Below are 23,013 nucleotides of genomic sequence, written 5' to 3'. Positions count from 1 at the left end.
CCGCTCGTTTTTACTTCTCGTCTTTCGGGCCCACTTGAGCGGCCCGAGCCCCTTCAAAGTCCTGCCTGATGAGGGCGGCCAGCGCCGGGTCGATCGCGACACGCCCGCCGATACGGGCCAGAGCTCGAATGCCCGTCAGCAGGGCCTTGTGCCCGTCTTCCCCGACCGTGGCCTCGGCGAACGCGGCCGTGTGGGCCGGCAGCTTAGTCTGGCAGATCGAAAGGAGCGGATGAATGGCCGGACAACGGTATGATACGTTGCCGATGTCGCTGGACCCATCCAGCTCTTCGCCTTTCGCCACCGGAATACCCATGTCGTCCAGCACGCGGAACGCCAGTTCTTCCGCCGCTAAGTTGGGCAGCATGTCGTCAAAGCTCGGCATGAATTTGTTCCACGTCACGGACGTTCCGGTTGCCAGCGCCGCTCCCTTGGCGGCCGCCAGGACCATCTCGTTCAGGCTATCGAGCCGCGGCCGGTTGACGGCCCGCGTCTCGACGCGGCACGACGCCTTGGGAGCGATGACGTTGATCGCCCCGTCGCCGTCGGTGATGACCGAATGGAGACGGTCCGACGGCATCATGTGAAGCCGCATCATGTCCAACGCGTTCAGGAAGAGCCGAAGGCCGTTCAAGGCGCTGCGGCCTTTCCACGGGGCGCCGGACGAGTGAGCCGGCTTGCCCGAAAAGTCAAACTGCCAGCCGTCCAGCGCGAGAAAGCGCGACGCGACCTTAGCCATTCCGGTAGTGCAGTGGAACATGAGGGCGAGCGTCACGCCGTCGAACACTCCGCCTGACGCCATGGGGATTTTGCCGCCCCACGTCTCTTCGGCCGGCGTGCCGATCACCCAAACAGTGGCGTCGCAGCGGTGACGCTCCAGCACGTGGGCCAGCCCCATGCCGGCGAACGCCGCGACGGTGCCGTGAAGGTTGTGACCGCAGCCGTGTCCCACGTCCGGCAGGGCGTCGTACTCCACCAAAAACGCGACCACCGGGCCGCCGTGCCCCAACGTCTTGCGGGCCATAAACGCCGTGGGCATCTCCATGAACGGCTGCTCTACCGCGAAGCCGTGCCGCGCCAATAGGGACGCGAAAATTTCGCTGGAGCGGACTTCCCCGCCGGAAAGCTCCGGATGAGCGGCCAGATCATCGCTGATCCGCACCGCCTCCGGCCCTTGAGCCTCTATCCACTCGTCAAGCCCTGCCTCGACCGACTGCCAGACCTTGCACTGCTTGCGCGCTTCAAAGTTCTCCTGCATGCTCTTGCAGGGCGCCTTGTCGAACACCTCTTCCCAAGTGACCTGCCTGGGCTGAGGTTCAACTGGTGTCGATTCTGCAGCCGCCGGTTCTGTCGGCTCTGGCTGAGCCGGATTCTCAGGGTAAACGGCCCCACGAACCGGGAAGGCGGCCGGATGGCCCTCTGTAGCCTCCGCGTCCCAAAGGACCGTGTACTTCCGCAGGAACATCGTCGGCGAGTAGGCCAGCTTGGCGTGGCGCAGCCCCGGGTCCCCCATGTCCTCCTCCCGGTTAAGAAGCTCATACCGGCCGTTCAGGAAGACGGCGAAGTCCTGGTTAACCACCTGGTACGAGCCGTCGTACTCGGCCAGCCCTTTTTCAAAGTGAACCTGCAGGGAGCCGTCGGGAACCGGCTCGGCGAGCGTGTAGGCGATCAGCTGACCGTCCGCCGCCACGGCGCCGCCGACTAAGCCGAACTCCTTCCAGTGGGCCAAGGCCAAACGAATGCAATCGTTCTCGGTCCTCAAAAGCGTTTCCGATTTCGAGCCCGGTTGGAGCGCCTGCTCTGTCAGCCAACGGGCCTGAAGGGCCAAGATCGGGTCGATCAGCTCGTCGCTCAAGGGGACGAAAACGCTTTTGTGGTGCCGACGGAACTGGTTGATCTTGTTGCGCCGTCGCATGTGGCGGTTTCCGGCTAAGGTCTCCAACTCGCCGGCCCGGTACAGGTACTCGAACGAGTTTCTGTCCTCTTCGATGGCGATTTTGTGCCCTAGCTGGTCGGACCAGATCAGGGCCAGATGCTCCGGAACCGTGACGAACCGGGCTTTCGGCCCCACCTGTTCGATGAGCCGTTTTTCCCAGTCCTGATTCTCCCACGAGCCGGCCGGCGGCAGGTACAGGGCCTCAGGCCGAGTCTGACGGAGCCAGACCAGATCGTTATCCCACGCGGCCTCGTAGCCGAAGAGCCCCGACCACCCCAGCAGGATAAGAAAGCTCTGGTCGGACGAGCTTTGAGGGCACTCCTTCCACAGGTTTTCATAAGCCTCCCGCTGCCTCAGTTCCAACGGTTGATAGGGTTGCGTCACGTCAGTTCCTCCTTGACAGCGCGCTCACTTCGTCCCGGCGGGCGAACCCGTTTCAGGATCCGGGGCCGGAGCGGTCAGGCGCTGATAGATGCCGTAGTTGGCAAGAACTTTTTTCACGTACTCTCTCGTCTCGTCGAACGGAATTTCCTCAATCCACTCCTCCCGGCTCAGCTCGGGGGAGTTCGCCCCGTTCCATTTCGTCACGCTGCCCATGCCAGCGTTGTAGGCCGCCGCGGTCTGGTAGAGCGAGTCGAACTTTTTCATCAGCCACGCCACGTGGGAAACGCCCAGCGCGATGTTGTCCGACGGGTTGTACCGGCTGAAACTCTTGAGCTGCAGCCGCCGCGCCTCGTCCTTGGCCGTGCCGGGCATGAGCTGCATGAGCCCGGCCGCTCCCGCCCAGCTCGTGACGCTCGGGTTAAAAGAGCTTTCCTGCCGCATGATGGCCCAGATAAATTCCGGCTTAACTGACAGCTCTTCGGCTTTGGCCTTGACCAGCCCGCTGAACGCCTGCGGCCAGAACAGCTGGACCGTTTTCTTGTCCGGCAGCTCCTTGCCGTACAGGAGCGCTTTTGTCAGAGGCCTGACGGCGGCAAACGCCTCGTCGTCTTGGCCCAGCCAGCGGCATACCCGAGCGAGAGCCAACCGGTCAGCGAGGGACGTTTTGCCTTCCAGTTCGAGCTTGGCGTGGGACACGAAGCCCCACCTCTCAAGATCCGACGGCGGCGACGCCGGATCCGGCGTCCCGTCGGGCCGCTCGACGAACAGAGGCGCGTCAGGGACGGCGATTTGGCTGTAAAACGAGTACGGGTCCTCGGCGGTCAGCCTTTTCAAAACTTTTTTAGCCTCGTCGGGCTCGTCCAGCTTCTGCAGAGCCTGAGCCTGCCAGTAAAGCACCTTCGGAAGCTGAGACCAGTTTTTGCATTCTCCGGCCCGCCGCCACGCGTCAAGGGCTTCCTGAGCCTCTCCGGCGATCCAGTGCTCCCAGCCGCGCTGCCAGTAAAGGTCCGCCGTCTGGGGTGACTTGGGGAACCGGGCGTCCAACTGCTCCTGAGCCCATTCTTTTTGGTCGGTGGACCGCCTGCTGAGCTGGGACAGAGCAGAAAGGGCCAGAGACTCGTCGTCAGACGACGCGGCGGTCACAAGGGCCTCCGTCGCCGCCGCCGCGGTCTCCTCGTCCTTCGACTCGGTCAGGGAGGACAGCCTCTGACAGGCCTGACGGGCCATCTTTCCCTGCGGCGTTAGCAGGGACGCGTAAAGCGGCACCGCGTCCTGTCTTTGACCCAGCCGAACCAGCGCGACCGCTCGGGTATAATCTGCCAAAAGGCCCCACTGGCTCTTCAACGGTACCTTCGCGAGCAGGGCAACGGCCTCTTTGTTGTTTCCGGCCACGTAGGCCGCCCAGCCGAGCCGGTAGTTTTTCTTCGCCGACTCGGGCGCTTTTTTGATGACCTCCAGAGCCTTGGCGTTCACCCCTTCAAACGACAGCAGAGCGTACGCCTCGTCAGCGGTCATACCCCCCGACGCGGCCAGAGCGCGAAGCGCCATCTTCCGGCGGGAGGACGACTTGCCGGCCAATTTAAGCATCTTTCGATAGTGAACTAGGACGTCCTGCGGCGTCCGAGCCACTCGGGCGAGAAGGTACTCGCCGAAAAACTGAATCAGCGAATTATCCGACTTGGCCAAGGCAATGCCCGCCTGCCGGGCGTCATCCTTCTGGCCCAGGCGCTCAAGCGCCAGAGCCATCAGCAGATCCGCGTACGGGCGAACCGACGCCGGGTACTCGTCTTTCAGCTCTCCCATGATCGCCTGACTCTCAGCCCAGCGGCCCTGAAGCCATAGGGCGTTGGCGGCCAAGGACCGGTCGACCGGCTTCAGGCAGCTTTTATCGGCAAGCAGCGCGTCGACTTTCTTCCAATCCCGAGCCCAGAACGCCGTGGCCATCGGAGTGACCGAAGAAACTGGTGCTGACGGGGCGGAAGCTATCTTTTCCCCTGCGGCGGAGAAAACCGGGATCGCGAACAGCAGCGCCGCCGCCGCGATGGCGGACTTCAATCGAAACATCAAATCACCTCTCTCGTCGCCGTTGAATATCACGCCTGTGTTTTCAGTGTACCACGGTTGATATGGCCTGCGAACCGAAAGACGGCCCATCGCGTCCGGCTCTCTTGCCGGGGCCTCTTTCAACCTCGTATAATCAAAGGAAAGAAACGCCCGCGAGGAGGAATGGCCTGTGATCAAACGAGGACTGATCGAAACGATCTTTTCGGCGTTCAGCATCGAGCGGTGGAACGACCACCCGAGAACCGCCCAGTTCACCGAAATGGACAAGCAAGCTCACAAGGCCATCATCGCCTGGGCGATCGCCCGCACCGAAGAGGACCGCGGGCGGACGATTGACTGGAACCGGCTGATCTCCGGCGGGCTGTTTGAATTTCTTCACCGGGTCGTGCTGACCGACATCAAACCGCCGGTCTTTCACCGGCTGATGGCCGACCCGGAGCAGAAGCGCCGGCTGGACAGCTGGGTGCTTTCCCAGCTTCAGCCGGTCCTCTCGCCCCTGCCGGGCCGCCAGTTCGAGGCCTGCGGCGAGTGGTTCCTCAACGGGGCCGACTGGCCCGAACGGCATATTTTAAGCGCCGCCCACTACTTGGCGACCCAGTGGGAGTTCGGCTTCATCTCGTTTTGGAGCGCGCCGCTCTACGGTATCGAACGGACAAAAAAGGAAATAGACGACGCGGTCGCCGGACACGCCGATTTGCCGGCCGTGGCCGCGGTGATCGAGTCGAGGAAGAAAGGCTCCAAAGAAGGGCTGTCGGCGTTCTTCTCCTTGGCCGGACAGCTTCAGTTCCAAAAACGCTGGGCCCAGACGAGCCGCTTGCCGGTCACGTCGGTGCTTGGACACCTTTTCATGGTGGCGCTGCTCTCGTGGTGCGGAGCCCTCGAGATCGGAGCCGGCCCGGTCAGGCGACGAAACGACTTTTACTGCGGCCTGTTTCACGACCTTCCGGAAGTCCTGACCCGGGACATCATCAGCCCGGTGAAGCGAAGCGTTCAGGGGCTTGAAGAGCTCATCAAGGACGTGGAAGCTCAGGAAATCCAGCGGGTCATCTTTCCGCTCCTGCCGGAATCGTGGCGAAGCGACCTGCTCTACTACTGCATGGACGAGTTTGAAAACCGCGTCCGTCCGGGCGGCCGGGTCAAAATTCTGCAAGGCCCGCTCGGCCCGGAACACGACGCGCCGGAATTTGACGGCGTCGACGGCCAGATCGTGGAGGCATTCGACAAGCTGTCGGCCTTCGTAGAGGCCAGCCAGTCGGTTCGGCTGGGAATCGCCGCTCCCGCCCTGCTGGAAGGCCGCCGCCGGATCTTGGAGCGTTTTGCCGGCAAACGAATTGGGCCTCTGGACATCGGCGCCCTGTTCGATTATTTTCTGTGAGATACCCACACCTTGGAGGAGGAATTATCATGCGACCGATCATCGCTATTGCCAGCAATCTTGAGTTTTACTCGAACCGGGAAAAGGTCTCGGCGAACCGCCAGTACACCGACGCCGTCATCGCCGGCGGCGGCGTTCCGCTTCTGCTGCCGGTCACGCTGGAGGAGGAAGTTCTGTCCAGCGCGATGGACATCGTCTCCGGACTGCTTCTGCCCGGCGGCATCGACGTCTGCCCGTCCTTTTACGGCCAAGACCCTCAAGAGGGGCTGGAAACGGTAAACCCGGAGCTGGACCAGTTCCAGCTGGCCGTCCTGCAGATCGCCTGTGACCGGAAGCTCCCTGTTCTGGGCATCTGCCGGGGCGAGCAGGTTTTGAACGTGTTCTTCGGCGGCACGCTCTACCAGCACCTGCCCAACCGAAAGAACACCATTCAGCACCGTCAGCCCATGGCCGAGCGGTTCACCAGCCACAAGGTGACCGTTGAAGAGGGAACAAAGCTGGCGAAGATCACCGGCACGTCGTTCTCAGTCAACAGCTTTCACCATCAGGCCGTTGACGCGCCGGGCAAGGGGCTGACCGTCTCCGCTCTCGCTCCCGACGGGGTCGTTGAGGCGGTGGAACACAAGGACCTGCCGTTCGTCGTGGGCATCCAGTGGCACCCGGAAGGACTGCTTGGCCACACGCCGGAAGCGCTTCCGATTTTTCAGGCGTTCGTCGCCGCCTGCGCAGCCGCTAGGCCGTGACGTCTCGAAACGTTAAGGCCTTCCTGCTGGCTCGGCTCCGGCAAAAGCTCCGAGAGATTGCCGGCCTGCTGGCGGCTGCGCTCGTCCTGTCGGCGGTCTTGGCACTCGTCGGACTTCTCGTCCTGCTCCTGCTGCCGTCCAGCTGGGCCGACGCGGTTCGATCGCTGAACCTGAAACCGAACGCCGCGTCCCTTGCCCGCATTCGGGATGCTCTGGGCTCCGACTGGCGGGGGGGCGCGGCGTTCTTTGGGCTTCAAGTCCTGCAGGTCGTGTTAGCTCCAATTCCGGGGCAACTCGTGGCGTTCGCCGGTGGCGCCGTCTTCGGCTTCTGGAAAGGGCTTGCCATCACCATGGCCGGCGTGGAAGTCGGCTCGCTGGCAGCGATCCTTTTAGCGCGGCGGTTCGGCAGACCGGCGGTCGATCGGTTCGTCCCAGCCTCCGCGGCCCAAAAATTCAGCTACCTTTTGAACGACCGGTCAGGAGCCGGGTTCTTCGCCCTGTTTCTGCTCCCGGCCGTGCCGGACGACGCGCTGTGCTTTTTAGCCGGACTGACGTCCGTCCCTCTGAGGCGGATGATGGGGCTGTGCCTCCTCGGCAGGCTTCCCGGCTTTGCCGTGCTGTGCTTTGCCGGCGCCGGCGCGGGGCAGGGCGGCTGGGCGGCGCCGGCCGTCTTTGTCGCCGCCGTTTCAGTTGGGCTGGCCGGCTGGTTTTTCTCCGACGAGCTGGTCGACCTGGCAACCCGCACGTCAAGCCGCTGGGGCAGGCGCTGAACTGCTCACCTCTGCAAGGCCCTGTTATTTGCCCTCCGGTTCGGCCTCGCCCCGGCAGATCTCTTCGGTTCGGGACGCGCCGATTCGCGTCGCCCCGGCGGCCAAGAACGCCAAAGCCTGAGCCCGCGTCCTGATTCCCCCGGACGCCTTGACGCCCATCGAGCCACCGACCGTCTGAGCCATCAGCGACACGGCGTGCTCCGTGGCCCCGCCGGACGAAAATCCGGTACTTGTCTTGACGAAGCCCGCCCCAGTCTCCCGACAGAGACGGCACGCCCTGACGATCTGCTCGTCGTTAAGAAGACAGGTCTCCAAGATGACTTTAACGATCCGGCCGGCCGCCGCCTGAACGACTGCCTTCACGTCCTGCCTGACCGCCTCGTCGTCGCCGGATTTAAGAAGCCCGATCGGTAAAACCATGTCCAGCTCGTCCGCGCCGTTTTTGACGGCATCAGCCGCCTCAAAGGCCTTGGTCGCGGTCGTCGACGCGCCGGACGGGAAACCGATGACGGTGCAGACCTTCACCGAACTTCCGGCCAACCGGCGGGCCGCCAGCGGGACGTACAGAGGCGAGACGCAGACCGACGCGCAGCCAAGCCGAAGCGAGGCGTCGCACAGCGCGTTGATCTGTTCGGGCGAAGCGTCGGGCGCGAGAAGAGTGTTGTCAATCAGATGGGCCAGTCGTTCCATTTCTTTGCCTCCTTGTCGTTTTCTCTTATTATGCCACCGATTGATAAAGCGCCGCCCCACAAAAGGGGCGGCGCTTCGCTTTTTTCGTCTATTCGTGCCCAACCGGCAGCCAAAAGGCCATGCAGGCGCCTTCCGATGACGGCAGCGCGGCCACGTGTCCGCCGTGGCGCAGGATGATCCGCTTGACGATCGCCAGCCCAAGGCCGTAGCCGCCGACCTGAGCGCCCCGGCCGCGGGATCGGTCGCCCCGCGAAAACCGGTGGAACAGGGCTTCCGTATCGTCGTCCGACAGACCGACGCCGTTGTCGCTGACCTGAACGCGCCACTCGTCCCCGTCCCGCTCGACCGACACGGCGATTTTCGCGCCGGGCGTTTTGCCGAACTTGGCGCGGGTGAACTTGAGCGCGTTGTCCAGCAGGTTGCCGAGAGCCGTTTTCAGCTCGTCGGGACTGCCGAGAATCGGCGCGTCGTCCGGCACGCTGCAGGAAATTTCGACGCCGTCAGCGGCCGGCAAAGCCTTGTAGTCGTCGGTCGTCCCCCGACAGAGCTCCGCAAGGTCAACCTGCTCCATCGGCAAGCCCTCCGGCTCGGCCTCCAGCCGGGACAGGTACAGCAGGTTGTCGATCAGGCCGGTCAGCCTCTTCTGCTGTTCGAGTATTCGCTCCAAGTGCCGCTTCTGGGCGTCGGATGCGTCCTCCATTAAAAATTCTGCGGTCATGCCGATGGCGGTCAGGGGCGTCTGGAACTCGTGTCCCGCGTCGGCGATGAACGTCCTCCGGGCCGCGTCGAGCCGCCACGCGTCACTCTGGTCGACGATGACGATCAGGTAGCCCCTCGGGGTCAGCCGCCCTTGGCAGGCAAAGCAGGTGTTCCGCTCCGGCACGACCAGCTCGGCCGACGGCGCGATTTCTCCCCCGTCAAGCCGGTCGATGAGCCCAAGCAGCTCCGGCGGCAGAGCCGAAGAGGCCGACTTGCCGAACAGGTCTTCCGCGTCAAGCATTCGGCAGGCTTGGGAGTTGCAGCGGACCACCGCCGAGCCGCGCACGACGATGACGCCGACTGGCAACGTTTCGATGAGCGATTCCAGCTCCGCCCGGCGGGACGACACTTCCAGATTGGCCGCGGTGAGCCGGGCTGACATGGCAGACATGGCCTGAGAGAGCCGGCGCAGGTCCGGGTCGTCGACGATCGGGAACAGGGGCAGCCGGTCGGCGGTCACCTGATCGGCGACGGCCGCTAAGTCCTGAAGCGGGCGAAACAGGCGGCGCAGCGTCCAGAGCATGAACGCCAAGGCGACCGTAGCGACGACCGCCAGCAGGATTAAAAAGCGCCGGTTAGCGGCTCCAATGCCTTCCGTTAAGCCCTGAAGCGGGAGGGAAAGGCGCAGGACTGCCGGTTCTTTTCCCAAGAGAACCGTTCGGGCGCAGTACAGATAATAATTGCCCTCGCTTCGGCTGTACCGGAGTTCAAACCCCTCACCGTCCCGGCGGGCCGCCGCCACTTCCGGGCGGGAAGCGTGGTTGTCCAGCGACGACGTGGGAATCGACGAGTCCAGCAGGGGACGGCCGGTTGAGTCGATGAGAGTAATCCGCCCGCCGAGCATTCGGGCTTGATCATCCAACAGGGCCGAGAACGACTCAAGCCCCTTCGCCTCCAAAAGCTGAGCCGTCAGTTGGGTCTGCTGGCTCAGCTGAAACGACGCCTGCCGGATCAGGTGCTCTTTGAGCGTCATCCTGAAGATGGCCCACGACGCGGCCAAAGCCCCGATAAGAAGTACCCCCAAAGCGACGGCGATGCGGGTTTTAAGGCTTCGCCTCATTGGCACTGCCCCTCCATTCCAATCGATAGCCCCGGCTGCGGAGCGTGGTAATTTCCGGCCCGTCTGGGCAGCCGGACAGTTTTTTCCTCAACCGGGACAGGTGAGTGTCAAGCGCCCGGCTTTCCGCCGGGTCAAGTCCCCAGACGACGGCGGTGATCCTGTCGCGGGAAACGGGCCGACCCGGACGGCTGGCCAAAAGTTCAAGGATCTGGAACTCCGTCGGGCTCAGCTCGGCTTCCCAGCCGTCGATCCGCACGACGCCGGTCTCCTGATCGAGGACGATCCGCTCGTCCTTCGTCTCCTCGGCGTCCTGCCGCGCCATGCTGCGGCGGCGAAGCTGGGCTTCGACCCGCGCCATCAGCTCGGCCAGAGAGAAGGGCTTTCTGATGTAGTCGTCCGCTCCGGCCGCCAGTCCAGCTACCGCTTCCGATTCGTCCCGCCGGGCCGTCACCATGATGACCGGCGTGTCGCGGGTCTCCGGCGCTTGGCGCATTCGACGGCAGACTTCCCAGCCCTCCAGGCCGGGAAGCATGAGGTCCAACAGCACAAGGTCAGGCCGGCCGGTCATGATGAGTTCAAGCCCGGTGTCGCCGTCCCCCGCCCAGCTGGCCTCGTACCCAGAACGTTTCAGCGCCTGGACGAGAATGTCGGCGATCGGCGCCTCGTCTTCTATCACCAGAATATGCGCTCTGCTCACGGCCTGCTCCTTTCTGCGCCGCCTTCGGTCAGCTTCTCAGCTCCCGGGGCCGGCGGTGCTCCGAAGCCCTGACCCGGTGGCCGGTCACGATGTAGCACACGTGTTCAGCCACGTTGGTGCAGTGGTCCCCGGCCCGCTCGACCATGCGGGTCACTTCCATCAGCCGGCTCGACTGTTCGAGGGTCTCGGGCCGCTGAGCCATGATGGACGCCAGTTCAATCAAAATGGCGTGTTCCAAGTCGTCCACTTGGTCGTCCATGGCGAAAACAGCCATGGCCTCGTCGCCGTCCCGATTTGCCAGGGCTTTCATCGCCCGGTCGAGCATGGAGGCGACAAGGCCGGCCATTCGGGGCAGGTCGATGATCGGCTTGAGCACCGGCTGATTCAACAGCTTCAAGGTGTCCTTTGCCGCGTTTTCGCCGTAATCGCCGAGCCGCTCCAAGTCGCGGGCCATCAGCATGGCCGACGTGACGAGCCGCAGGTCCGCGCCCAGCGGCTGAAAGCGGGCGATCGCGTTCAGGCAGACGTCGTTGATCTCGTCGGCCAGCAGATCAACAGCCTCTTCGCCGGCGATGACCTGCCGGGCCGCCTCGGCGTTCCGCTCCGCCAGCGACCAAATAGACCGAGTTACCGCCAAGCTCACCATCGAAGCCAACCGGGTGAGCTGATTTTCAAGAGCCCGGTAGACGTCCGCCGGTCTTTTGTTTTCCTCAAGCCAATTTTCGTTCATCGCGTTCATCTCCTCCGAACGGGACGTGAGGTCCTCTTTAGTTTAGCCGAATCTGCCGGTAATGTAGTCCCCTGTCCGGGGATCCACCGGAGAGGTAAAGAGCTTCGTCGTCGGCCCAAACTCCACCAGCTCGCCCAGCATGAAAAACGCCGTCATATCGGAAATGCGGGCCGCCTGCTGCATGTTGTGGGTAACGATGACCACGGTGTACCGCTCCCGCAGCGTCCGGCAAAGCTCTTCAATTCTCTGCGTCGCCATCGGGTCAAGGGCGCTGGTCGGCTCGTCCATCAGGAGCACTTCCGGATTCGTCGCGATTGCTCGGGCGATGCACAGCCGCTGCTGCTGCCCGCCCGACAGCCCTAGACCTGACGACCGAAGCCCGTCTTTGACCTCGTCCCACAGGGCCGCGCCCCTCAAGCTGCGCTCAACGATCTCGTCGAGCTCCGAGCGGCTCCGCTTGCCCTGAAGCCGGGGGCCGTAGGCGATGTTGTCGTACACCGACATGGGAAACGGGTTGGGCTTCTGAAACACCATGCCAACCCGACGCCGCAGGTCGTTCGGGTCCACGTCGGACGCATAAATATCCTGCCCGTCGATGGTGCAGAGCCCGGTGATCCGCACCGACGGGATGAAGTCGTTCATTCGGTTGAGGCACCGAAGAAAGGTGCTCTTGCCGCACCCCGACGGGCCAATCAGAGCGGTGATCCCGCCCGTAGGCACCGACATGCAGATGGAATGGAGCGCCTGCTTCGTCCCGTAAAATAGGTCTAATTTTTTCGCTTCTATTTTAGACGGCTGACCGCCGAATTGCTCTGACATTTTTCGCGCGTCCTCCTTTTCCGCTTACGCCCCGCGCCGGCGCTTCCGGCTGAGACGGTTGCGGGCCAAAATACCTGTCAGGCACAGGGACATGACGAGCACGAGCAGCACGACCACCGTCCCGTATTGTATGTGGCGCGTCCCGGAGATATCCGTTCCGGCCGTCGCCAAGACCATCACGTGATACGGCAAGGCCATCACCTGATCGAACAGGCTGGCGGTCAGGTGAGGCACGAAAAACGCCGCGCCGGTGAAAATGATCGGCGCCGTCTCGCCGGCAACTCGTCCGAGGGCGAGAATCGCCCCGGTGATGATCGACGGCACGGACGACGGGAAAACGACGTGCCAAATGGTGTGCCACTTGCCCGCGCCGAGCGCGTATGACGCCAGCCGTTCGTCCTGAGGAACCGCCCTGAACGCCTGCTCGGACGACGTGACCAGCAGCGGCAGGCTGAGACATGCCAGCGTGAGGGACGCGGACAGCAGGCTGGGGCCAAAATGGCACAGGATGACGAACAGCTCCAGCCCGAAGAGCCCGAAGACCACCGACGGAACGCCGGCCAGACACCGGATAGCGGTCCGCAGCGCGCTGACGAACGGCCCCGGCTTGGCGTACTCGGCGAAAAAGAGCCCGGTTGCGACGCCGATCGGCAGGGCGAACGCCATGGAAAGCACGACCAGCTCAACCGTCCCGACGATGGGCGTCAAAATACCGCCGGCCGTCATGGAGTTCCGCGGCTTTTCGGTCAGAAACTCCCACGAGAGCGCCGACCAGCCTCTTTGGAGAATGAACGCAAGGATGCCAACCGCCAGTAGGATAAACGTCAGGGCAATTCCCCAGAAGAGGATCGTCGCCGCCTTGTCCTTGAGCTTTCTCATGACCTGTCTCCCAACGCGCTCCGGCGCTCAACGGCCATCGCTAAGCCGTTCAGTATCAGAGTGCCGGCCACAAGGATCAGCCCGGCGAAAAAAAGTGCCCGGTAGTGAGGCGAGCCGACCGGCGTCTCGCCCATTTCCGCCGCGATGGCGGACGTGAGAGGCCGAACCGGCGACGTCAAGGACCGCGGGAAGACCGCCGCCCCGCCGGAAGCCATCAGGACCACCATCGTCTCGCCAAACGACCGCATGATTCCCAAAAGAGCCGACGACATCAGCCCTGACGACGCGGCGCGAAGGACGACCCGGCAGATCGTCTCCCACCGGGTGGCGCCCAGCGCCATCGAAGCGTCCCGAAGGTCCTGCGGCACCGCCTCAAGCGCGTCCTGAGCCAAAGAGCCGACCACCGGCACCATCAAAAGCCCGAGAAGAATCGACGCGTTCAGCATGTTGAGACCGCTGACCAGACCGAACGTCTGCTGCATCCAAGGGGCAACTAGGACCATGCCGAGGAAGCCGACCACGATGGATGGAAGAAAGCCGAGCAGCTCCAAGGCGGGCTTGAGGATTTCCTTCATCCGGCGCGGCGCGATCTCGGCCAAAAAGATTGCCATGCCGAGGCCGAACGGCAGCCCCACCAGAGTAGAAATCAGCGTCACCGCCAGAGAGCCGACGATCAGGGCCGCCATGCCGAGCACAGGGGGCTCTTCGGCGGGATACCACAGCTTGCCCGTCAGAAGCTCGCCCAGAGAGACAGTCTTCAGGACCGGCAACCCTTCCCAGAGCAGGAAAACAAGGATGAACGCCATGATCAGCACGCCGACCCACGAAAGGGCCTTGATGAGAAGTTCCATCCTCCTGTCCATGAAATTCTCCTTTCAGGCAGGAAACGACGGGAGCCGCCCGCTCCGTCTCCGAGCCGGAGACGGCCGGGCGGCCGGACAGCGGCCTCGAGGCCGCGCAGTACCTTCCCGTCAGAAACCGAGTCTTACCGAACGTCCCGGAGCGGGACGAAACCGCATTCCTTCACGAGAGCCTGTCCCTCGTCGCTCTGCATGAAACTCAGAACGTCTGCCACGGTTCCCGTCGGCCAGCCGTTCGTGAACATGAAGAGCGCCCGAGCCAGGGAGTACGTGCCGCCGCGAACCGTTTGGACTGAGCCTTCGATCCCGTCGACTTTCACGGCCTTCACAGCCGGATCCTCGTATCCCAGACCGATGTAGCCAATCGCCAGAGGGTTGCCCGCCACAGCCTGAACAGCCGCGCCGTTGGAAGCGACGACCAGTGCTTCCGTGGTTACCCGCGCCTTGTTCATAATCTTTTCTTCCCACACTTCGAAGGTGCCCGAGCTGGTGTCCCGACCCACGACGGCGATGGCCTTATCTTCGCCGCCGACTTCCTTCCAGTTGGTGATCTCGCCGGCGTAAATGCGCTTCAGCTGATCCTTGGAAAGGTCAGTCACCGGGTTGGCCGGGTTGACGATCGGAACCAGCGCGTCCAGAGCGATTTCAAAGGGAACCGGGTACCGTTTGGCGTCGATAGCTGCCTTGACCTCCGCGTCCTTGATGAATCGGGACGAGTTCGCGATGTCCGTGGAGCCGTCGATCAGCGCCTTGATGCCGTTGCCGCTGCCAGAACCGGAAACGGTGATCGTCACGTCCTTGTGGGACTCCATGTACTTCTCCGCGGCCTTCTGGGCGATCGGAAGAACGGTGGTAGAACCGTTCATGTCGACGGTCTTCTTTTCAGCAGCCCAGCTGCACCCGGCAAACACCGACAAGCACATCAGCGACAGAAGAACTTTTTTCAATTCGCTCATCCTCCTCAAAATTTATCTTCCTGTGACAGTTTGAGTGTATTCGCCCTCCCTTAACAGAACGCCACGGAAACGTTACAGCTTTGTTACAGTCCCAAGGGGCTCTTCTCTGTTGCGCCGACACAGCAAGTTCGTATAATAAAAAGCATCGGCAGCCCGCCCGCCCCGAGAGGGACGGCGACGGGCTGACACGAGCGAAAGGATGGATCGCCATGCAGACTGCTGTTATTACTGACCGCATTTGGTGGGTCGGCGTGAACGACAGAACAACCGCCCGATTCGAAAACCTCTGGCCGCTGAAACGAGGGGTGTGCTACAACTCCTACCTGATCGACGACGAAAAGGTTGCCCTGATCGACGGAGCCCGAGCCGGGTTCCTCGACGACTACTTGGGACACATCGAGTCGGCCCTGGGGAAAGACCGGCAGGTCGACTACCTGATCGTCAATCACATGGAGCCCGATCATTCCAGCGCTATTTCTATGCTGCGCCGCCGCTTCCCCCGCATGACAGTGGTCGGCAACAAGCAAACCCTCCAGCTAATGCGCCAGTTCTACGGCCCAATCGACGGGACCCTTCAGGTCGGGGAAGGCGATCGGCTCGAGCTGGGGAGCCACGTCTTAAAGTTCATTCTGGCCCCGATGGTCCACTGGCCGGAGACGATGTTCTCCTGGGAAGAGACGACCGGCACGCTGTTCCCCTGCGACGCCTTCGGCAGCTACGGCGCGTTGGACGGCTCGGTCTTCGACGACGAGAACGACTTGGACAACTTGGAAAGCGAGACCCGCCGGTACTACGCCACCATCGTGGGCCGTTTCGGCCCGTTCGTCCAAAAGGCCTTAGCCAAGTGCAAGGACCTGCCGATTCAGCGCATCTGCCCGTCCCACGGCCCAATTTATCGGTCTCATGTGAGTCGGATCGTGTCGCTGTACGACCGGCTGAGCCGGCAGGAGACCGTCCCCGGCGCCGTGCTGGCCTACGGCTCCATGTACGGACACACCGCCCAGATGGCGGAAGCCTGCGCTCAGGGCCTGAGGGAAAAGGGCATCCTGTCGGTCAAAATTTACGACGTCTGCGGCTCCGACCTGTCGGAAGTCATCGCTGACGTGTGGCGCTACCGCGGTCTGGGCCTGTTCGCCTGCTGCTACAACATGGGCCTTTTCCCCGGCATGATGCCGCTGCTGGAAAAACTCAGAAACTGCAAGGTTTCTGACCGAATACTCGCCTTGGGAGGCAACTACAGCTGGAGCAAAGGGCTGGAACTCAAGCCGCTGATCGAATTTGCCCAAGAGGGCAAGTTCGTCATGGCGTCCGACCCGATAGAAATTCAAAGCGCCGCGACGCCCGAACAGCTTGAAGCCTGCCGCGAGGCCGGGCGGCGCATGGCCGAGATGATGGCCCAAGCGCCTCAGGCCTGAGGCGGCCGACCGGATAAAAAAGTCTCGCGCTCCTCTGTAAATAAGGAGCGCGAGACTTTTGCAGGTAAAAAAATTTGTGTTACTCGGCGAGGGCGACGACCTCGATCTCAACCTTGCCATCCTTGGGCAGGCGGGCCACCTGAACCGCGCTGCGGGCAGGCTCCTGACCGTTGAAGTAGGTAGCGTACACGCCGTTCATCTTGGCGAAATCGTTCATGTCGGCCAAGAAGACTGTGGTCTTGACCACCTTGTCCATCGACGAGCCGGCGGCTTCCAGAATGGCCTTGACGTTTTCAAGGGACTGTTTCGTCTGCTCCTCCACAGTGGCGGGGAAAACGCCCTCAGCGTTCATGCCCAGCTGACCGGACGTGAAGACGAACGGGCCGGCGCAGATGGCCTGGGAATACGGGCCGATGGCTCCGGGAGCTTTTTTCGTGCTGACTACTTTTTTCATAAGAATACCTCCCTCACTCAAGCTGAAAACGGCGCCCACCGAACTCTAAGCGCCCTTATTATTATACACGAATCGGAGAGTGGTCCTGAGTGCTTCGTCAACTGTTCACGGCTCTTTTCGCGCTAACCGCGGCGGCCCTTCCTGCTCTGGCGGTCCCTGCCGCCGGGAGCCAAGGGAACGCCTTGTCCGCTAGCTTTTTTCAGATGTTCATCGACGGCTTTCACCCCGAAAGCGGCAAGATGGTCATGGCATATCCGCCCCACGACGACGGGCTGATCCCAAGGGTTTACATCTCGCTCAAGGGGCTTCACATTCAGGGGATGAGGGTCGCGGAAGCGGAGCTGTCCGCGTACAATCTCCGCATGACGCCGCCGGAACAGTGGAAGGAACTCAAGCGGCCCCAAGTCCTCGGCTTTTTGGAGTGCAACGCCCGCGCCGTCGTGAACGAGCAGGACGTGAAGGACTTCTTATCCGGGCGCACGTTCAACCACGGACGCTGGAAAGACGGCACCGTCGACTTCTTCCCCGACTACGTCGATATGTCCTTCCGGCTGAAGGTGGACCTCAAGCTCTTTCACACGACCTTCAAGATGAACGCCCAGACGGCGTTCGACGTGAAGCAGGGTTCCCAGCTGTGGCTGGACGTCAAGTCGTTCTCGGTCAACGACCGGTCAGTGCCGCTCTCGACGGTCAACCAAATGATTCGGGGGGTTCAGCCCATCTTGGACCTGAAGAAGTTCGGCCTCCCGCTGAAGCTCGCCCATATCAAGGTGACCGACGAACAGGCGACCGTCGAAACGCTTCGCCTGCCGCGCCAGTTCGACGGGCCGACTTGGACGTGGAACGGCAAAGCGGTGAGCCGTACCAAATAGAACGCACCTGGAGGGGGGCTTCTGCTATGCCACGGCTAGAAAGCAGCCGGGCGCGGTGGCGCGTTACGGCGCTGAGTCATCTGGTCAACGACCTGCACGCCCAATTTGTTCAAGTTTTCACCCCGCTTTTGGCCGCCCGGCTGGGCCTTTCTCTCGGACAGGCCGGCGCTCTGACCAGTCTGGGCGGGGTCATGCACATGGTCGTTCAGCCGGTGGCCGGCTACCTGTCCGACCGAAGCGGCAACAACCACTTGATCGTGGGCGGCATGCTGGCCGCTGGCTTTTTCAGTTTCCTGATTCCTCTGGCGTCGAACTTCGCCACCGCGCTGGCGTTCGTCTTCCTCTGGGGACTCGGCACGGCCTGCTTTCACCCCCAAGCTCAGGGAGCCGCCAGCTATTCGGCCCGCCCCGAGGAGCTGAGCCGGTCGATCTCCCTTTTTTCGTTCGGCGGCATGCTCGGCTCGTCGCTGAGCCCGCTTTACGGCGTCTTCATGTACCAGACGTTTTCGCCGGCGATTTTGCCGCTGGCTGGCTTAGCCATTCCGCTTCTGGCCGCCGCCGCTGTGGTCCGCGTCGTGCCGCAGGTTAAGGACCCGGCGTCCGAACCTTCTGGGCTGAGACGGCTGCCAAGCAAGCTCGCCAACATGTTCGGCCGCATTTGGCCGGTCTGGTGCGTCACGTTCCTTCGCGACACGACCTGCAAGGCGCTGTCCTTCCTGCTGCCCCTTTTGGTGGCCCTGCGCGGCGGCGACTTGACCCAGGTGGGAACAGTGCTGTTCTTTCTCACGTTCTTTTCCGCGCTGGCCCCGCTGGCCCTCGTGCGGCTCTGGCCTTCAGCCCGTGCCTCTCGGCTGCTTCTTTTTACCCTGCCAATCGCCGCAGCGTTGCTCTTCGTCTCCCGGTGGCTGCCCCTGTGGACTGCCGTCGGCGCGATGAGCGCCGCGTCGCTTTTTCTGACCTGCTCCACTCCGCTGGTGGAGGTCATCGCCCAGTCGATGGCTCCCAACGATCGGAGCACGTCCAGCTCCCTCACGATGGGGCTGTCGTTCGGCGCCGCCGGCGTCATGATGACGCCGCTCGGCTTTTTGGCCGGCCGAATCGGCATCGAACACGCCCTGTCGCTGACCGCTCTGCTGCCGATCGCGGCGCTCGGCGTCGTGACTTTCATCTGGCCGCGCCGCATTCCCGGCGCGGCGCTCGGCAAGTAACGTCCCCATCCGCCCCTGAAAGGAGAAATGCTTATGCCGTTTCAATTCGGAGGTTTCGGCAATTTTCGGGACTTCTCCCGCCGCTTCACCGACGACTTTTCCGACGACGCGCCGTCTGAAAACCAGCCGGTCTTCCGCCGCGGGTTCCCTCTGCGGAAGCGAACCGTCGTCATCGGGCTCGTTCTGCTGTTCGTTCTGGTCGGGCTTCCGGCGCTGGCCAGATTCTTGGCGTCCTACTGGTGGTACGCCGCCGAGCGCCTGACGCCGGTCTTTTGGACGCAGGTCCTTCCCCAGTGGGTCCTCTTGGGGGTCTTTACGATCATCGCCTGCGCCGTTTTGGCGCCGTCTCTCCTGCTTGCCCGCCGGCGCGGACGCCAGTTCGCGGAGAACTCCGGCAACGAGCTGGCCCCGCTGTTCGGCTTCCGCACGTCTCTGATCGTCGTTTGGGTGGCGGCGATCCTGCTGTCCCTCCGGCTGTCCCTGCCAGTGATGGACCAGTGGCCGATGGTGCTCCAGTTCCTCTACGGCAAGCCGTTCGGCACGACGGAAACGATCTTCGGCCGGGACGTCGGGTTCTACGTTTTCACCCTGCCGTTCCTGAGGTTCCTGCGCGGCTGGCTGGTGAACCTGCTGTTCGTCACCATCGTGGCGTCAGCGGCCGTGTACGCTCTCGCGCTGTTCGCGGCGCTGAAGCAGGGCGGGGTCGCGGCGATTCCTCACCCGGTCAAAAGTCACCTGCTGGGCCTCGGCGCGCTCCTGACGGTCTTGTGGGCCATCTCGTTCTGGCTCCGCCGGTATGACCTGCTCTACTCGCCCCGGGGCGTGGGGTTTGGCGCCAGCTACACGGACATGCATGCGGTGGTCTGGGCTTACTGGGCTTTAGCGCTTCTCGCCCTGTCCGTCGGAGTTGGCCTTCTGGCGGCAATTCGGGCCAACAGGAGCTGGAAATTCGTCGGCATCATGCTGCTGAGCTTCGTCGCCGCCAGCGCCGTGCTGCAGTCCATCGTCCCCTCGCTGGTCGAGAAGTACGTGGTCGAACCCAACGAGTTCCAAAAAGAAAAGCCTTACATCGAGTACAACATCGCCGCGACGCTGGCGGCTTACGGTCTGGACAAAGCCCAGATCAGCCCGATTGAACCGACGCCCGCGATAAGCCAGGCGGACGTCCAGTCCGACGCCGAGACGCTGGACAACGTGCGGCTCTGGGACTACCGCGCTCTGATCCGCAGCTACAAGCAGCTCCAAGAGATCCGGAGCTACTACAATTTTTCGGGCGTCGACACGGACCGGTATGTCATCAACAGCCGCCAGCGCCAAGTCATGCTGGCCGTTCGGGAGCTTGACCCTTCGGGCATGCAGAACCCCACCTGGGTCAACAGCCACTTGGAATTTACCCACGGGTTCGGCCTAGTGATGAACCCGGCAGGTCAGGTCGCCGCCAACGGACAGCCGCCGCTGTGGATTCGGGACCTTCCGCCGGTCACGTCCGTGCCGATTAACGTTCAGCGGCCGGAAATTTACTTCGGCGAGGAGACGTCGGACTACGCCTTCGTTAAAACGAAGGTGAAGGAGTTCGACTACCCGATGGGCGAGGCGAACGCCCGATCGTTCTATCAGGGAACCGGCGGCGTGCCGATCAACTCGCTGTGGCGTCAGCTGGTCTTCGCACTGGCGTTCAACGACTCGAAGATCCTCTTCTCCGACGTGTTTGACGACGACAGCCGGGTCATGTACCAGCGCAATATCATCGACCGGCTTAATCAAGCCGCGCCGTTCCTCCTCTACGACAGCGACCCGTACCCGGCGATCGTCGACGGGCGAATCATTTGGATTGTGGACGCCTACACCGTCACGGACCGGTATCCCTACTCGGAGCCGACCCAGCTTCACATGAAGGACCCTCGCTCATCCTACCGTTCCCTGACGCTGAACTACATCCGAAACAGCGTCAAGGCCACGGTCGACGCGTACGACGGCACGATGAACTTTTACGTCGTCGACGAACAGGACCCGCTGATCGCCACGTGGAGCCGGATTTTCCCGTCGCTCTTCAAGCCGGCGTCCCAGATGAGCGACGACCTGAAACCTCACCTGCGCTATCCGAAAGACCTGTTCTCCGTTCAGGCCAACGTGTACGCCACGTACCACATGCAGGACCCCAACACGTTCTACAACAAGGAAGACGTGTGGCGGACTCTGACCGGGACCGGCGGCGAAAACAGCTCGGTGGAATCGGACTACGAAAGGGACTGGCGGACTATTCCCGAGCTGACAAGCGGCAGCGGCTCGTTGGACTCGTACTACGTGACGCTGAAGCTGGAAGGCGAAAAGAACTCCGAGTTCATGCTGATGACGCCCTACACGCCGGTTGGCCGAGACAACATGATCGCGTGGCTGGCCGGCCGCTGTGACGGCGACAGATACGGCGACCTGTTGGTCTATCGGTTCTCCAAGCGAACTCTGATCTACGGCCCCAATCAAGTGGCCGCCCTGATCAACCAAACGCCTGAAATCTCCGCCCAGCTGTCGCTGTGGTCCCAGCGCGGCAGCGACGTCATCAGAGGGCACCTGCTGGTGATCCCGGTGGGCAAGTCGCTGCTCTACGTTCAGCCCTTGTACCTGAAGGCCGAGACCAGCGAAATGCCGGAGCTAAAGCGAATTATCCTGTCCAGCGGCGGGCGAGTCGCGTGGGACGAGACATTCGCCGGGGCGCTGGAAAAACTTCTGGCCCAGACGGCCGGCGGCGCCCTGCCGCCTCAGCCGAAGACCCCAGAGCCGCAGGAGAAGGCATCCGGCGGACAGACCGCTGGGGGGAACGCGGCAGAACTGGCCCGACAGGCCCAAGAGGCTTGGCTCGACGGACAGGCGGCGATGAAAGCCGGAGACTGGGCGTCGTACGGCAAGTCGATGAACCGGCTTGAAACGATCCTCTCCGGGCTTCTCGAGGCGACCGGCGCTCAACTTGAGGAACCGGAAGGCGCTCCAGCTGCTGACTCTTCCAAGTAGACCGTCAGTGGACGTTCCGTCGTCCCCTGACTTTTCCTTTTCCCGGCGGAACTGAGCGCGGCGGGCAAAAGCATGAACTTTTCAAAGGAGAAGTGACTTTTATGGCATCTCAAGACGTCTATCAGCGTTCTATTGACCTTCACCGTTCCTGCCGCGGCAAGGTGGCGATGAGCCCTAAAATGGCCGTCGGAAACATGGCCGACCTCGCCTTGGCTTATACGCCCGGCGTCGCCGGCCCCTGTCGGGTGATCAGCTCGGACCGGCAGGAGATTTACGAGCTGACGGCCAAGGCCAACACGGTGGCCGTCATCTCCGACGGCAGCGCCGTTCTGGGGCTGGGGAACATCGGCCCCGAGGCAGCGATCCCCGTCATGGAGGGCAAGTGCGTCCTCTTTAAAACGTTCGCGGACCTCGACGCGTTTCCGCTGTGCCTGAGAACTCAGGACCCAGACGAAATCGTCAAAATCGTCTCCGCCCTGACGCCGACTCTGGGCGGCATCAACCTCGAAGATATCTCCGCGCCTAGGTGCTTCGAAATTGAAACCCGTCTGAAGGACGCCTGCGACATTCCGGTTTTCCACGACGACCAGCACGGCACGGCGACCGTCCTGCTGGCCGCGCTGCTGAACGCGCTGAAGGTCACGGGCCGGAAGATGGCCGAGACGAAAATCGTCATCAACGGTGCCGGCGCGGCCGGAACGGCCATTGCCCTGTTGCTGGCCCAGGCGGGCGCGTCGGACATCGTCCTGTGCGACTCCCGGGGCATCCTGTCCCGTTCTAGGGATCTTTCCCCGTGCAAGGCGCGTCTGGCGGAGGCCACCAACCCGCGCGGCGTCGAAGGGACGCTGGCCAACGCGGTCAAGGGGGCGGACGTTTTCCTCGGCACGTCGGTCGCCGGGGCGCTCACCGGGGCGATGGTCAGGTCCATGGCGCCCGACTCGGTGATCTTTGCCATGGCCAACCCGGTGCCGGAGATCTTCCCGCAGGAAGCGAAGGAGAACGGCGCGGCGGTCGTCGGCACCGGCCGAAGCGACTTCCCCAACCAGGTCAACAACTGCCTCGGCTTCCCCGGCATCTTCCGTGGGGCGCTGGACGTCCAGGCCTCCTGCATTAACGACCGCATGACGTTAGCCGCAGCCGACGCGTTGGCAGGCCTCATTCCCGACGATCAACTGAGCGCCGACTTGGTCATCGCGGACAGCTTCGATCCTCGCGTCGTGCCGGCCGTCGCGGCCGCCGTGTCGAAGGCCGCGCGAGAGACCGGCGTCGCCCGACTGTAACATTTCTGAACCGCCGGGCCGTTTCCGCCTCACTGGGGGAACGGCCCGGCGTCTTTGTC

The 23,013-nt window shown here is 62.8% G+C and carries 19 protein-coding genes; 8 read left to right on the top strand and 11 right to left on the bottom strand.

Translation table 11 applies throughout. The features are described from left to right. Nucleotides 1-10 precede the first annotated feature (10 nt). Together JONANDRAFT_RS01675 and JONANDRAFT_RS01670 are read right to left on the bottom strand one after the other, a co-directional pair. A complete protein-coding gene (locus JONANDRAFT_RS01675) occupies nt 11-2,317 on the bottom strand; it encodes an amidohydrolase (RefSeq protein WP_008522528.1) in 2,307 nt (768 codons plus the stop codon). A gap of 24 nt (nt 2,318-2,341) precedes the next feature. After that, the gene (locus JONANDRAFT_RS01670) at nt 2,342-4,381 is read right to left on the bottom strand and encodes a lytic transglycosylase domain-containing protein (RefSeq protein WP_008522527.1); all 2,040 of its coding nucleotides are present in this window, start codon (nt 4,379-4,381) and stop codon (nt 2,342-2,344) included. A 169-nt stretch (nt 4,382-4,550) separates the two neighbouring features. On the opposite strand from JONANDRAFT_RS01670, the gene JONANDRAFT_RS01665 reads away from it, so the two are divergent. Genes JONANDRAFT_RS01665 through JONANDRAFT_RS01655 form a run of 3 tightly spaced genes read left to right on the top strand, consistent with a single transcriptional unit; the run spans nt 4,551 to nt 7,269 of the window. Then, nucleotides 4,551-5,756, top strand: coding sequence for an HD domain-containing protein (locus tag JONANDRAFT_RS01665; protein WP_008520207.1), 1,206 nt, complete (start codon nt 4,551-4,553; stop codon nt 5,754-5,756). 29 nt (nt 5,757-5,785) lie between these two features. Continuing rightward, nucleotides 5,786-6,499, top strand: coding sequence for a gamma-glutamyl-gamma-aminobutyrate hydrolase family protein (locus JONANDRAFT_RS01660; protein ID WP_008520206.1), 714 nt, complete (start codon nt 5,786-5,788; stop codon nt 6,497-6,499). Then, the gene (locus JONANDRAFT_RS01655) at nt 6,496-7,269 is read left to right on the top strand and encodes a TVP38/TMEM64 family protein (RefSeq protein WP_008522526.1); all 774 of its coding nucleotides are present in this window, start codon (nt 6,496-6,498) and stop codon (nt 7,267-7,269) included. Before JONANDRAFT_RS01660 ends, JONANDRAFT_RS01655 begins: the two co-directional genes overlap by 4 nt. A 24-nt stretch (nt 7,270-7,293) precedes the next feature. On the opposite strand, the gene deoC is transcribed toward JONANDRAFT_RS01655, so the two are convergent. The 8 genes from deoC to JONANDRAFT_RS01615 form a co-directional block, all read right to left on the bottom strand. Then, nucleotides 7,294-7,959 carry a deoxyribose-phosphate aldolase gene (deoC, locus tag JONANDRAFT_RS01650; protein ID WP_008520200.1) on the bottom strand — a complete coding sequence of 222 codons (666 nt, stop codon included), beginning with the start codon at nt 7,957-7,959 and terminating at the stop codon, nt 7,294-7,296. 88 nt (nt 7,960-8,047) lie between these two features. Continuing rightward, entirely contained in the window at nt 8,048-9,778 is a 1,731-nt protein-coding gene (locus tag JONANDRAFT_RS01645) for a sensor histidine kinase (RefSeq protein ID WP_008520198.1), read from the bottom strand. Beyond that, nucleotides 9,762-10,475, bottom strand: coding sequence for a response regulator transcription factor (locus tag JONANDRAFT_RS01640; protein WP_008520197.1), 714 nt, complete (start codon nt 10,473-10,475; stop codon nt 9,762-9,764). Before JONANDRAFT_RS01640 ends, JONANDRAFT_RS01645 begins: the two co-directional genes overlap by 17 nt. A 28-nt stretch (nt 10,476-10,503) precedes the next feature. Beyond that, nucleotides 10,504-11,205, bottom strand: a complete 702-nt coding sequence (gene phoU / locus JONANDRAFT_RS01635; RefSeq protein ID WP_008522525.1) for a phosphate signaling complex protein PhoU — start codon at nt 11,203-11,205, stop codon at nt 10,504-10,506. Between the two features lie 42 nt (nt 11,206-11,247). Further along, a complete protein-coding gene (gene pstB, locus JONANDRAFT_RS01630) occupies nt 11,248-12,024 on the bottom strand; it encodes a phosphate ABC transporter ATP-binding protein PstB (protein ID WP_008520185.1) in 777 nt (258 codons plus the stop codon). 24 nt (nt 12,025-12,048) lie between these two features. Continuing rightward, nucleotides 12,049-12,903: a phosphate ABC transporter permease PstA gene (pstA, locus tag JONANDRAFT_RS01625; protein ID WP_008520184.1), complete on the bottom strand. Its 855-nt coding sequence runs from the start codon at nt 12,901-12,903 to the stop codon at nt 12,049-12,051. Further along, nucleotides 12,900-13,766, bottom strand: coding sequence for a phosphate ABC transporter permease subunit PstC (gene pstC, locus JONANDRAFT_RS01620; protein WP_008520181.1), 867 nt, complete (start codon nt 13,764-13,766; stop codon nt 12,900-12,902). The genes pstA and pstC overlap by 4 nt, the downstream gene beginning before the upstream one ends. A 122-nt stretch (nt 13,767-13,888) precedes the next feature. Further along, nucleotides 13,889-14,719 carry a phosphate ABC transporter substrate-binding protein gene (locus JONANDRAFT_RS01615; RefSeq protein WP_035786697.1) on the bottom strand — a complete coding sequence of 277 codons (831 nt, stop codon included), beginning with the start codon at nt 14,717-14,719 and terminating at the stop codon, nt 13,889-13,891. Nucleotides 14,720-14,928: 209 nt separating this feature from the next. On the opposite strand from JONANDRAFT_RS01615, the gene JONANDRAFT_RS01610 reads away from it, so the two are divergent. Next, on the top strand, nt 14,929-16,134 hold the full coding sequence (locus tag JONANDRAFT_RS01610) for an FprA family A-type flavoprotein (RefSeq protein ID WP_008520178.1): 1,206 nt from the start codon (nt 14,929-14,931) through the stop codon (nt 16,132-16,134). Nucleotides 16,135-16,213: 79 nt separating this feature from the next. Here JONANDRAFT_RS01610 and JONANDRAFT_RS01605 read toward each other — a convergent pair whose 3' ends face one another. Beyond that, entirely contained in the window at nt 16,214-16,588 is a 375-nt protein-coding gene (locus JONANDRAFT_RS01605; RefSeq protein ID WP_008520174.1) for a RidA family protein, read from the bottom strand. Between the two features lie 89 nt (nt 16,589-16,677). Here JONANDRAFT_RS01605 and JONANDRAFT_RS01600 point away from each other — a divergent pair, with 89 nt between their 5' ends. The 4 genes from JONANDRAFT_RS01600 (at nt 16,678) to JONANDRAFT_RS01585 (ending at nt 22,954) form a co-directional block, all read left to right on the top strand. Then, entirely contained in the window at nt 16,678-17,460 is a 783-nt protein-coding gene (locus JONANDRAFT_RS01600; protein WP_008522519.1) for an LmeA family phospholipid-binding protein, read from the top strand. A gap of 26 nt (nt 17,461-17,486) precedes the next feature. Beyond that, nucleotides 17,487-18,668, top strand: coding sequence for an MFS transporter (locus JONANDRAFT_RS01595; RefSeq protein WP_008520172.1), 1,182 nt, complete (start codon nt 17,487-17,489; stop codon nt 18,666-18,668). Nucleotides 18,669-18,701: 33 nt separating this feature from the next. Beyond that, nucleotides 18,702-21,674 carry a UPF0182 family membrane protein gene (locus JONANDRAFT_RS01590; RefSeq protein WP_008522518.1) on the top strand — a complete coding sequence of 991 codons (2,973 nt, stop codon included), beginning with the start codon at nt 18,702-18,704 and terminating at the stop codon, nt 21,672-21,674. Nucleotides 21,675-21,775: 101 nt separating this feature from the next. Continuing rightward, nucleotides 21,776-22,954 carry an NAD(P)-dependent malic enzyme gene (locus JONANDRAFT_RS01585; RefSeq protein ID WP_008522517.1) on the top strand — a complete coding sequence of 393 codons (1,179 nt, stop codon included), beginning with the start codon at nt 21,776-21,778 and terminating at the stop codon, nt 22,952-22,954. Nucleotides 22,955-23,013 lie beyond the last annotated feature (59 nt).

Source organism: Jonquetella anthropi DSM 22815, from assembly GCF_000237805.1.
GTDB lineage: Bacteria > Synergistota > Synergistia > Synergistales > Dethiosulfovibrionaceae > Jonquetella > Jonquetella anthropi.
This window is presented reverse-complemented; position numbering and strand designations above follow the sequence as displayed.